Genomic DNA, 11,793 nt, shown 5'->3' on the forward strand with positions numbered 1-11,793 from the left:
GCCAGGGCGCCGCGCCCCGGCCCCGGTGCTCCCACCCCCGCCCGGAGGAACGCCGGTGAACGAGACCGCCGCCGCCCGGCCCTCGCCGTTCGCGCGCGTCATGACCGTGCTGCAGCGGCTGGGGCGCTCGCTGATGCTGCCCATCGCCGCCCTGCCGGCCGCCGCCCTGCTGCTGCGGTTCGGCCAGCCCGACATGCTCGGCTCGAACGGCCCCGCCCCCGGCGGCCTGGCCGACGTCGCGGGCCTGGCCTGGATGAACGAGGTCGCCGCGGTGCTGGCCGCCGCCGGCGGCGCGCTGTTCGAGAACCTGCCCCTGCTGTTCGCCGTGGGCGTGGCGATCGGCTTCGCCCGCAAGGCCGACGGCTCCACCGCGCTCGCCGCCGTGGTCGGCTACCTGGTCTTCGACCGGGTCACCAAGGTCATGTTCTTCGGCTCCGACATCCGCGACACCGTCTCGCTCAAGGAGGTCCAGGAGCAGGGCGGCATCCGGGAGATCATCAACTACGGCATGCAGAACCCCACCAAGGTGCTCGGCGGCATCGTGATGGGCCTGATCGCCGCCCTGCTCTGGCAGCGTTTCCACCGCATCAAGCTGCCGTCCTGGCTGGCGTTCTTCGGCGGGCGGCGGTTCGTCCCGATCATCACCTCGATCGTGGCGCTGCTCATCGGCGTGGTCTTCGGCTGGCTGTGGCCGGTCATCGGCGAGTGGATCCGGCACGCCGGCGAGGCCCTGACCGCCCTCGGCCCCGTCGGCACCGGCGTCTACGGCGTGATCAACCGCCTGCTCATCCCCTTCGGCCTGCACCACTTCGTCAACTCGGTCGTCTGGTACGTCGTCCCGCAGTGCGACGTCGGCGGCCGGGTGCTCGGCGGCGACTGGAACTGCTACTTCGGCGGCGCCGCGCACTCCGGGCAGTTCATGGCGGGCTTCTTCCCGGTCATGATGTTCGCGCTGCCGGCCGCCGCCCTGGCCATGTGGCGGGCGGCCCCCAAGCACCGGCGGGCCGCGGTGGGCGGCATCATGCTGTCGGCGGGGCTGGCGTCGTTCGTCACCGGCATCACCGAGCCGATCGAGTTCGCCTTCATCTTCGTGGCCCCGTTGCTGCTGGTGGTGCACGCGCTGCTGACGGGCCTCGCCATGGCGCTGACCACGCTCATCGGCGGGCAGCTCGGCTTCGGCTTCTCCGCCGGCCTGCTCGACCTGCTGCTGAACGCCAGCAAGTCCAACACCCAGAACCTGCCCGGCATCCTGCTGCTGGGCGCGGTCTACGGCGTCGTCTACTACGCGGTGTTCACGTTCCTGATCCGGCGGCTCGACATCATGACCCCCGGCCGGGAACCCGAGCCGGACCTCGACGCCGGCGAGACCTGACCGTTTTCCCCCCATGCCTGAGTGGTAGGAACCCACCGATCCCCCGCGAACGGACCGTCGAGCGGGGGCACACGATGAGCGGCGCCGACACCCCCTCACCATCCGGCGGCGACTCCGGGCCGGGCGGCCGGGCCGGGGCGTGGCGCCGGGCGGGGGCACGGCGCTGGGCGGGGGCACGGCGCTGGGCCGGGGCGTGGCGCGCCGCCTTCGCCGTGCTGCAGCGCATCGGCCGCTCGCTCATGATGCCCATCGCCGTCCTCCCCGCCGCCGGCCTGCTCTTCCGCTTCGGCCAGGACGACCTGCTCGGCGCGGTCCCCGCCCTGGCGCCGCTCGCCCGGGTGCTGGCCGCCGCCGGAGGCGCCCTCTTCGAGAACCTGCCCGTGCTGTTCGCCATCGGCGTGGCCATCGGCTTCGCCCGCAAGGCCGACGGCTCGACCGCCCTGGCCGCCCTGGTCGGCTACCTGGTCTTCGACCGCGTCACCAAGACCCTGTTCTTCGAGGCGGGCGAGGGCGCGGTCCACGAGAAGGTCCTGCTGGTCCTCCAGGACGGCACCCGCACGCTGAACACCGGCGCGCAGAACCCCACCGGCGTCCTCGGCGGCATCGTCATCGGCCTCACCGCCGCCCTGCTCTGGCAGCGCTTCTACCGGGTCAAGCTGCCGGCCTGGCTGGCCTTCTTCGGCGGGCGCCGCTCGGTGCCCATCGTCACGGCGGTCGCCGCGCTGCTGCTGGGCGTGGTCTTCGGCCTGCTGTGGCGTCCCGTGGGCGACTGGCTGGCCGGGGCGGGCGACTGGTTGTCGGCCCACGGCGCGGCCGGCGCCGGCGTCTACGGCGTCGCCAACCGCCTGCTCATCCCCGTGGGCCTGCACCACTTCCTCAACACGATCGTCTGGTTCACCCTGCCCGACTGCCACGCCGGCGTGCGCGGCGCGACCCGCGACGCCACCGGCGACCTCAACTGCTACTTCGCGGGCGAGCAGGGCGCCGGCGTCTTCATGACCGGTTTCTTCCCCGTCATGATGTTCGGGCTGCTCGGGGCGGCCATCGCCATGTGGCGCGCGGCCCCGCCGGAACGCCGCCCGGCGGTCGGCGGCATCCTGCTCTCGGCCGGGCTGACCGCCTTCGTCACCGGGATCACCGAGCCTCTGGAGTTCGCGTTCATCTTCGTGGCGCCCGTGCTCTTCGTCGTCCACGCGCTGCTGACCGGCCTGTCGATGGCGCTCATGGCCGAGCTGGGGGCCCGGCTGGGTTTCACGTTCTCCGGCGGCGCGATCGACCTCCTGCTGAACGCCGGCAAGGCGAACACCCACGGCCTCGGGCTGATCCTCGGCCTCGGCGTGGTCTACTTCGCCGTCTACTACGCCCTGTTCGCCCTGCTCATCCGCGCCCTGAACCTGCCCACCCCGGGCCGCGAGGTTACGGCCGACTCCTAAGCCCCGTCCGTCATGGGCCCGGACGCGCTCGTCCCGCCGGGGTTGGCGCGACCTGGCCCCGGCATTCCGGGACGATCCCGGCAGGTGCCGGGAAAGTTGGCGGGTCGCGTACACGCCGAGGAGGGCCGAAAACTCTTCAAGGCAATTTCCCGAGCGAAGAGGAGTACCCCGTGTCGGCAGCCCCCCACTTCCCGCGCACCGACGGCGCTCTGGCCCTCGACCCCCAGCCCATGATCTGGGGGCCGCCGGGCGCGACACCCGACGAGCGCCGGCTGCGCCACCTCGGCCAGGCCCTCGCCGAGGTGCTGGCCGGGCACCGCGCCCCCGAGACCCTGGCGGACCGGCTCACCAGCCGGGCCTACCGCCACCTGCTCACGACGGGCGCGCTGTTCCGGTCCGGCCGCGCCCCGTTCGCCCGCCGCGTGCACGTCACCGAGCCGCGGGACGGGGTGATCGAGATGTGCGTGACCGTGCACTGCGGTGAACGCGACCGGGTGCTCGCCGTCCGGCTCGAACGCCGCGGCCTGCACTGGCTCTGCACCGACGTGGAAGCCGCCTGACGGCCGCCCACGCCGCCCTCTCCGGAACCCCTCCGGGTGATCCTTCCGTGAACGCCGGAGGGACCCCCGCCCCAACCTGGGGCGAGGGTCCCTCCGGACCGCGATCGGTCAGCCAGCCGGCAGGTCAGGCCGCGTGCTTCGGGTCTCCGTGGCACCGCTTGTACTTCTTGCCGGACCCGCACGGGCACGGCGCGTTGCGCTCCACGTTCCCGTACGCGGCCCGCTCGGCCGACGTCGTGCTCACCCGCGTGTGCTCGACCTCGCCCTGCTCGCCGGGCGCGGAGTACTCCAGCTCGGCCGGCCGCTCCGGCCCGCGCAGCCCGCGCGCGATGATCGAGCGGGTCTCGGCGATGACCGCGTCCTCTTCCTCCACGATCGGGTTCTCCTGCACCTCGACCTCGAGGTTGAACAGGAAGCCCACGGAGTCCTCCTTGATGCCCTCGAGCATCGCGGCGAACATCTCGTACCCCTCGCGCTGGTACTCGATCTGCGGGTCCTTCTGCGCGTAGGCCCGCATGCCGATGCCCTCGCGCAGGTAGTCCATCTCGTAGAGGTGCTCGCGCCACTTGCGGTCGAGGACGGACAGGATGACCCGGCGCTCCAGATCGCGCATGGTCTCCGGGCCGATCTCCTCCTCGCGCCTGGCGTACGCCTCCAGCGCGTTGGCCTTGACCTTCTCGCTGATCAGCTCGGCGGTCAGCTCCTCGCGGCCGCCCGCCTCCTCGACGACGTCGGCGACGTTGATCGAGATCGGGAACAGCTCGCCGAACGCCTTCCACAGCTTGTCGAGGTCCCACTCCTCGGCGAAGCCCTCGGCCGTGGCGCCCTGGACGTAGCCGTCGATGACCTCGCCGATGAAGCCCTGCACCTGGTCGTGCAGGTCGGCGCCCTCCAGCACGCGCCGGCGCTCGGAGTAGATCACCTTGCGCTGGCGGTTCATGACCTCGTCGTACTTCAGAACTTCCTTGCGGATCTCGAAGTTCTGCTGCTCGACCTGGTGCTGGGCGGAGGCGATGGCCTTGGAGACGATGCCGGACTCGATCGGCTGGTCGTCGGGGATGTTGAGCCGGGTCATGATGACCTCGACCCGCGCCGAGTTGAACAGCCGCATCAGGTCGTCGCCGAGCGAGAGGTAGAAGCGCGACTCGCCGGGGTCGCCCTGCCGGCCGGAACGGCCGCGGAGCTGGTTGTCGATGCGGCGCGACTCGTGCCGCTCGGTGCCGAGGACGTAGAGGCCGCCGAGCTCGGTGACCTCGTCGTGCTCGGCCTTGACCGCGGCGCGCGCCTTCTCCAGCGCCTCGGGGTAGGCCTTCTCGTACTCCTCCGGCGTCTCGACCGGGTCGAGGCCGCGCTGGCGCAGCTCCAGGTCGGCGCGGAACTCGGAGTTGCCGCCGAGCATGATGTCGGTGCCGCGGCCGGCCATGTTGGTGGCGACGGTGACGGCGCCCTTGCGGCCCGCCTCGGCGATGATGGACGCCTCACGCGCGTGGTTCTTCGCGTTGAGCACCTCGTGCGGCACGCCGCGCCGCTTGAGCGCCTTCGACAGCCGCTCGGACTTCTCCACCGAGGTGGTGCCGACCAGGACCGGCTGGCCGCGCTCGTAGCGCTCCTTGATGTCCTCGACGACCGCGTTGAACTTGGCGTCCTCGGTCTTGTAGACCACGTCGGCCTGGTCCTTGCGGATCATCGGCCGGTTGGTCGGGATGGGGACCACGCCGAGCTTGTACGTCTGGTGGAACTCGTTGGCCTCGGTGGCGGCCGTACCGGTCATGCCGGCCAGCTTGTCGTAGAGGCGGAAGTAGTTCTGGAGGGTGACCGTGGCGAGCGTCTGGTTCTCGTCCTTGATCTTGACGCCCTCTTTGGCCTCGATGGCCTGGTGCATGCCCTCGTTGTAGCGGCGGCCGTGCAGGATGCGGCCGGTGAACTCGTCGACGATGAGGACCTCGCCGTCGGAGACGATGTAGTCCTTGTCGCGCTTGAACAGCTCCTTGGCCTTCAGCGCGTTGTTCAGGAAGCCGACGAGGTGGGTGTGCTCGGGCTTGTAGAGGTTGTCGATGCCGAGCCAGTCCTCGACCTTCTCGACGCCCGCCTCCAGGATGCCGACCGTGCGCTTCTTCTCGTCGACGATGTAGTCGCCGGTGCTCTCCTCGCCGGGGTTCTTCGCCTCGACGCCCCTGCGCAGCCGCGGGACGATCTTGGCGAACTCCTGGTACCACTTCCCGGACTGCTCGCCCGGGCCGGAGATGATCAGCGGCGTCCTGGCCTCGTCGATGAGGATCGAGTCGACCTCGTCGACGATCGCGAAGAAGTGGCCGCGCTGCACGCACTCCTCCAGCGACCACGCCATGTTGTCGCGGAGGTAGTCGAAGCCGAACTCGTTGTTCGTGCCGTACGTGATGTCGGCCTCGTACTGCTTGCGGCGCTCGTCGGGCTGCTGGCCGGAGACGATGCAGCCGACCTCCATGCCGAGGAAACGGTGGATGCGCCCCATCGTCTCGGCGTCGCGCTTGGCGAGGTAGTCGTTGACGGTGACGACGTGCACGCCCTTGCCCGCCAGCGCGTTGAGATAGGAGGGCAGCGTACAGGTGAGGGTCTTGCCCTCACCTGTCTTCATCTCGGAGATGTTGCCCATGTGGAGGTTGGCTCCACCCATGATCTGCACGTCGTAGGGCCGCTGGCCGAGCACGCGGCGGGCCGCCTCGCGCACGGTCGCGAACGCCTCGGGAAGCAGATCGTCGAGAGTTTCGCCGTCCGCGTAGCGCTGCTTGAACTCGTCCGTCAGCGCGCGCAACTCCGCGTCGGACAGGCTCGTGAAGTCGTCCTCGATGGAGTTGACCTGGTCTGCGATCCGCTTGAGCTTGCGCAGGGTCTTGCCTTCGCCGGCACGCAGGATCTTGTCGAGAATGGCTGCCACTTTATGTAAAGCTCCTCGCAGGTCTACCCCGGCGGCGCCGCCAGGAGGAGAGGCCGAGACAAACTTCCCCGACTGCCATCGTAGGCGCTTCTGCAACCAGACACAGCCACCGTGCCGACGAGGGCGCAGGACTGGTCTGGGAGAATGAGGGCAAGGCGTAGGCTTGCCGGTTGACCGCCGGCCCGCACGTATAGCGGTTTAACCGGCAAAAGGAAGGATTAACCATGGTTGAGGGGCAGAAGTCGGAGCAGACGGAGAATCTGGGCAGCCACGGCGGACGGGCGTCATCGTGGCTGGCGGTGACGGTCATGCTGGCCGGATTCATCGTCGCCGGCTTCGGTCTGACGATCGCCAGCTGGACGCTCGTCTGGATCGGCGCGGGGGTGTTCGTGGTGGGCGGCATCCTCGCCCTCGTCTTCGACATCTTCACCGACGTGGTGATCGACGCGCCGCGCGTGGGCATGCGGGCCGAGGACCACCGCTGAGGCCGCCGGCCGGCGACCGACCACACCGCGATCTCCCGAAGGCGGGCCCCTTGATACGGCGGCCCGCCTTTCTGTATGCCCACTCGCCCGCCCCGCCCCGCGAACCGGCCGGCCCCGTGCGGGCGCGCCGCGGATCACCCCGCCCCCCGTCGCCGGGCGTACGTGTCAAAGCCTCCGGTACATGATGTGCAGCCCCACGTACCCGTGGACCGGATGATGGAAGCCCTCCGGGAGCGTGGCCATCACCTCGAAGCCGAGCGACCTCCACAGCGCCACCGCCCGCGCGTTGCTCTCCACGACGGCGTTGAACTGCATCGCCCGGAAGCCGTCCGCGCGCGCCTGCTCCAGGACGTGCTCCCCGAGCGCGCGGCCGACGCCCTGACCGCTGCGGGCCGGATCGACCATGAAGCTCGCGCTGGAGATGTGCCCGGCGCCGCCGCCGTGGTTGCGGACGCTGTTGGCGGTGCCGAGGACGGTTCCGTCCGCGTCCACCGCGACGAAGGTGCGGCCCGGCGGCTCCGGGAACCACATCCGCCTGGCCCGGGGCTCCGGGGTGTCGCGATCCCACGAGAACGTCTCGCCGGCCCGCACGATGCCCTCCATGAACGCCCACATGCCGGGCCAGTCCTCCGGCGTCGCCTCTCTGATCAGCATGGCCGCCAGCATGGGTGAGCCGGGTGGCCGCCGCAACCGGATTCCGCGCCGGTCAGTGGGGGTGAGCCCGGGTACGGCTCGTTTTGTCGGTGGGCGACGCTAAATTGCTCGCATGCACCGCCCTGAGAACGCCCGTCCCCTCGTCCCCGGAGCGCCGCGCACATGACCGGCAGCCCGATCGACCTCACCACCGAAGAGGCGCGCCGCCTCATCCTGCGCGCCCAGGGCCTGCTCGGCGCCGACGCGCGCAAGGGCGGGGTGCACGCCATGCTGCGCCGGGTGGGCGCCGTGCAGCTCGACACGATCTCGGTCCTGGCCCGCTCGCACGAGCTGGTCGCCTACGCCCGCCTGGGCGCGGTGGGCAGGTCCAAGGTCGAGAGCGCCTACTGGCACGACCCGGCCCGCAGCTTCGAGTACTGGTGTCACGCGGCCTGCATCCTGCCGATCGAGCACTGGCCGCTCTACTCCTTCCGCCGCCGCGCGTACCGTGAGCGCAAGTTCCGGTGGCACCAGGTCCCCGACAACGTCGACAAGCTGCTCGACCAGGTGCGCGACTCGGGCCCGGTGATGACCACCGACGTGGGCGGCGCGAAGAACGGCGGCCCGTGGTGGGACTGGTCCGACTCCAAGATCGGCCTGGAGTGGCTGCTGGACATCGGCGAGCTGGTCTGCACCCGCCGGGTCGGCTGGCGCCGCGTCTACGACCTCGCCGAACGCGCGATCCCCGCCGACCTGCTGGCCCAGGACGTCACGGACGAGGAGTGCGTGACCCGGCTCGCCGGCATCGCCGGGCGCTCCCTCGGCGTGGCCAACAGGACCGACCTCATCGACTTCCTCCGCCTCAAGGGCCGTTACGCGGCGATCCTCGACGAGGTCCTGCTCAGCGGGGCGGCCGGGCTGACGCCGGTCACCGTGGCGGGCTGGCCGGGCCGGAAGGGGCAGGCCAACGCCTGGGCCGATCCCGCCGCGCTGGCGTCGGAGCCGCGTGGCCGGCACCGCACCACGCTGGTGTCGCCGTTCGACTCCCTCATCTGGCACCGGGGGCGCACCGAGCGGGTCTTCGGCTTCTCCTACACGCTGGAGCTGTACGTCCCCAAGCACAAGCGGGTGCACGGCTACTTCACGATGCCGGTGCTGGCGGGCGGCCGGCTGATCGGCCGGGTCGACCCGGCCCGCGAGGGCACGACACTGGTCGCCCGGCAGGTGCACCTGGAGCCCGGCCTCTCCGCCGCCAAATGGGCGGACGCCCTGGCCGACGCGCTGTGGTCGGCCGCCGAGTGGGTGGGCTGCGACTCGGTACGCGTCGAACGCGCCAACCCTCCGGAGCTCATCCCGCTGCTCAACACCCCAAGGTGACACCCCCCGCGCGGGCACGGGTCAGGCGGATCGCGGGATGGCGCCGGCCACACGGAACGCCCGGATCGCGGGGATCACGTGTCCGTCGCGGTGCGGGGGGCGAGCCCTGCACCGGAACGGCTACGTGATCTCCAGCATGCGCTCCCGCACGGCGTACACCACGGCCTCCATGCGCGAGTGCAGCTGCAGCTTGTCGAGAATGTTGCGCACGTGGTTCTTCACGGTGTTCTCGGAGATGAAAAGCTGCTTGGCGATCTCGCGGTTGTTCAACCCCTTGGCCACCAGCCGAAGGACCTCCATCTCGCGGTCCGTCAGCCGGGGCACGGGCAGCTGGGGCGGGCGTTCGGCCTCCTTGCGGCTCATGTTCGCGAACTCGCTGATGAGCTTGGCGGCCATCGCCGGGTTGATTAACGACTGGCCCTCGTGCACGCCGCGCACTGCGGCGGGGACGTCGTTGATCTGGACGTCCTTCAGCAGGTAGCCGGTCGCCCCTGCCTTGATGGCCTCGAAGAGGTCTTCTTCCTCGTCGCTCACCGTCAGCATGATGATGCGGGTGCTGGGGACCGAGGCCCTGATGCCCTTCGTCGCCTCGATCCCGTCCTGCCGTGGCATGCGCACATCCATGAGCGCGACGTCAGGCATGAGGCGATCGGCCAGTTCGACCGCCTCCTGCCCGTCGCTCGCCTCACCGACCACCTCGATGTCAGGCTCAGCCGCCAGCGCCAACGCCAGGCTCCGCCGTATCAGCTCGTGATCGTCAACGATGAGCACGCGGATGGGCTCGCTCGCTGACGTGCGGGCCTCGCCGGAATCGCTCACGAGGCCTCCTTGATCCGCCTCGCGACTGCGTATCCCTCGCTTCGCTCGCTCAACTGAACCTGACTGAGCTCGCTCACGTCTCCTCCTCGTCGGGGGGCCAGAGCCGTAACCGCCATGATGGCACGTGTGCCGCGGTCTTCGGGTGGTCGAGAAGATCTTTCAGCGCGCGATCAGGGCTCCACGAGCCGCAACACGCCGTAGTTGTACCCGCGTCTGTTGTAGACGACGCTCGGCTGGCCGCTCTCCTTGTCCCGGAACAGGTAGAAGTCGTGGCCGACCAGCTCCATCTCGAGCAGTGCCTGGTCGATGGTCATGGGCTCGGCCCGGTGGAACTTCTCCCGGACGATGAGCGGCCCCTCGCCGTCCATCTCGATCGGGACGATGTCGTCGTAGGTCTTGTCGTCGTAGTGCTTGTCGGCCTGCTGGAGCAGTTCGTCCTCGCTGGGCGCGGCCGGCTGCGGCTCGGCGCGCTCCTTGGGCGCCAGGTCGGCGATGTCGGGGAGCGCCGAGGTGAGCTCCGCCACGGAGGGCGGGCAGTGGTTGCCGTGGTGAACCTTGCGCCGGTCGGCCAGCCTCCTGAGGCGGCCTTCCAGCTTGTCGAGGGCTAGATCGAGGGCGGCGAACCGGTCGTCGGCCGAGGCTTCGGCGCGGATGGCCGGCCCTCGTGAGTGAATGGTCAGCTCGACGCGCTCCCGCTGTCCCGCGAGGCGCGGATTGCGTTCCTTCGACACCTCCACATCGACTCGGATCAGTTTGTTGTCCAGACGTTCGATCCTGGCCAGCTTGGTCTCCACCTGGTCTCGGAACCGGTCACTCACTCCTGTGTGCCGGCCCTTGACGATGATGTCCATGCAACAGCCCCCCTTCCGTCTAACGACTGAGCAAGAGCGCCCGACGACGTGCAGTGCGGGCGGGGTCTTCTGTCTGCCCTTCTGTCACCGTTACCCTCTTCCGACTCGCGGTCACCGGGAACTCGGTTGGCACCCGTCCGGCCGACCTGGTCTTCGACCCCACATTCGCCTGCTGAGGGTCTCGCAGCTCTGTTGCCACTACTGCCCTTCTCTTCTGGCGAGAGGCATCTGACCTCTCGGGAAGGCAGGACTTACCCCTAAGCCGCACCGTGATCGGTCGACGAAGAGTCGCCTTACGTGGGCCGTTTTGCCTGCGGCTGGCATCGGCTAGCAGAGCCGGGGACCCCGACCCTGCGCAACCACGGACCCGAACGGGTGCCATGTCAGAACGCTATCCGCATCCTGCGCGAATGTCAGCCGGAGGATCGGCCAAACGATCACGGTGCGTGATATCGGCGGGGTCCGCGGGGGCCGCTTGATGCCCTGTTTAATCGGCCCGTGACCTTTATGGAGGAACGCTGATCGCTCGTTGAGCTGGGCGGTCGCCGGGTTGGAGGAAGTGACATGTGACCTCCTGGTGACGGGGTGAATTGATCGTGAGTTTTACTCACTGTCACCGTAATGCTTTTTAAGATCTTCGGCGTGTCGCGGCGACAGTGACGGCCGCCGGGACTCGTGTTCCGGCTGCTCGGAGGGCCCGCGCGGCTTCGGCGAGAGTGGCGCCTGTGGTGACGATGTCGTCCACGAGGAGCACATGAGGCGCTGGAGGGCCGTTCGCGGAGAGGCTGACCCGTAGTGACCCCGCGAGGTTGGCGGCTCGCTGCGCGCGACTGAGGCCCGCCTGGTCGGCCACGGGGCGGGCCTGGGTCAGGGCGGCCGGCCAGGGGTGGGCGGGCAGGCCGAGCGCGCGCAGGGCGCGGGCCGCCAGGACGGCCAGGCGGGCGACCGGGTCGTGGCCCCTCGCGCCGACCGTCGCCCGGGCGCTCGGCACCGGGACGACCGCGAAACCCTCGGCCAGCGCGCGGGCGACGCCGGGGGTGTCAGAGAGCGCGGTGAACGCGGTGATTGCCGTGAACGCCAGGGCCTCCGCCAGGGCGGTGGCCAACGTCACCGCGCCGCGTTCCTTGTAGGCGAGGACGGCCTGGCGCACCGGGCCCTCGTACGGGCCGGCCGACCAGCAGTCGGGCAGGCCGGACGGGCGGGGGTGCGGGAGGCGCCGGGCCGGGTGGGCGCTCAGCTCGGCCAGGCAGGCGGGGCAGCAGCGTGCCCCCTTGGCGCCGCACGCCGCGCAGACGGGGGGCAGGAGCAGGTCGAGCACGGCGGTCAGCACGCGACCCAGGATGCCGCCC

At 70.3% G+C, this 11,793-nt stretch carries 10 protein-coding genes; 5 read left to right on the plus strand and 5 right to left on the minus strand.

Annotated elements, in window-relative coordinates; all coding sequences use genetic code 11:
* Positions 1-55: 55 nt before the first annotated feature.
* From MF672_RS46270 to MF672_RS46280, 3 genes are all read left to right on the plus strand, one after another.
* Positions 56-1,372, plus strand: a complete 1,317-nt coding sequence (locus tag MF672_RS46270) for a PTS transporter subunit EIIC (RefSeq protein WP_242374947.1) — start codon at positions 56-58, stop codon at positions 1,370-1,372.
* A gap of 74 nt (positions 1,373-1,446) precedes the next feature.
* Positions 1,447-2,805 (plus strand): PTS transporter subunit EIIC, encoded by a 1,359-nt coding sequence (locus tag MF672_RS46275; RefSeq protein ID WP_242374946.1) that lies wholly within the window; start codon positions 1,447-1,449, stop codon positions 2,803-2,805.
* Positions 2,806-2,975: 170 nt separating this feature from the next.
* Complete coding sequence (locus MF672_RS46280) at positions 2,976-3,365, plus strand: Rv3235 family protein (protein ID WP_242374945.1); 390 nt, start codon at positions 2,976-2,978, stop codon at positions 3,363-3,365.
* A gap of 124 nt (positions 3,366-3,489) precedes the next feature.
* Here MF672_RS46280 and secA read toward each other — a convergent pair whose 3' ends face one another.
* Positions 3,490-6,279: a preprotein translocase subunit SecA gene (secA, locus tag MF672_RS46285; RefSeq protein ID WP_242374944.1), complete on the minus strand. Its 2,790-nt coding sequence runs from the start codon at positions 6,277-6,279 to the stop codon at positions 3,490-3,492.
* A gap of 224 nt (positions 6,280-6,503) precedes the next feature.
* On the opposite strand from secA, the gene MF672_RS46290 reads away from it, so the two are divergent.
* Positions 6,504-6,764, plus strand: a complete 261-nt coding sequence (locus MF672_RS46290; RefSeq protein WP_242374943.1) for an HGxxPAAW family protein — start codon at positions 6,504-6,506, stop codon at positions 6,762-6,764.
* A gap of 165 nt (positions 6,765-6,929) precedes the next feature.
* Here MF672_RS46290 and MF672_RS46295 read toward each other — a convergent pair whose 3' ends face one another.
* Positions 6,930-7,418, minus strand: coding sequence for a GNAT family N-acetyltransferase (locus MF672_RS46295; protein WP_242374942.1), 489 nt, complete (start codon positions 7,416-7,418; stop codon positions 6,930-6,932).
* Positions 7,419-7,580: 162 nt separating this feature from the next.
* Here MF672_RS46295 and MF672_RS46300 point away from each other — a divergent pair, with 162 nt between their 5' ends.
* Positions 7,581-8,774 (plus strand): winged helix-turn-helix domain-containing protein, encoded by a 1,194-nt coding sequence (locus MF672_RS46300; protein ID WP_242374941.1) that lies wholly within the window; start codon positions 7,581-7,583, stop codon positions 8,772-8,774.
* Positions 8,775-8,894: 120 nt separating this feature from the next.
* On the opposite strand, the gene MF672_RS46305 is transcribed toward MF672_RS46300, so the two are convergent.
* From MF672_RS46305 to MF672_RS51680, 3 genes are all read right to left on the minus strand, one after another.
* Complete coding sequence (locus MF672_RS46305) at positions 8,895-9,593, minus strand: response regulator (RefSeq protein ID WP_242374940.1); 699 nt, start codon at positions 9,591-9,593, stop codon at positions 8,895-8,897.
* A 170-nt stretch (positions 9,594-9,763) separates the two neighbouring features.
* Positions 9,764-10,444: a ribosome hibernation-promoting factor, HPF/YfiA family gene (gene hpf / locus MF672_RS46310; RefSeq protein WP_242374939.1), complete on the minus strand. Its 681-nt coding sequence runs from the start codon at positions 10,442-10,444 to the stop codon at positions 9,764-9,766.
* Between the two features lie 628 nt (positions 10,445-11,072).
* Complete coding sequence (locus tag MF672_RS51680) at positions 11,073-11,774, minus strand: ComF family protein (protein ID WP_302893405.1); 702 nt, start codon at positions 11,772-11,774, stop codon at positions 11,073-11,075.
* Positions 11,775-11,793: the final 19 nt, after the last annotated feature.

Origin of the sequence: Actinomadura luzonensis, from assembly GCF_022664455.2 — a bacterium.
Classification (GTDB): Bacteria; Actinomycetota; Actinomycetes; order Streptosporangiales; family Streptosporangiaceae; genus Nonomuraea; species Nonomuraea luzonensis.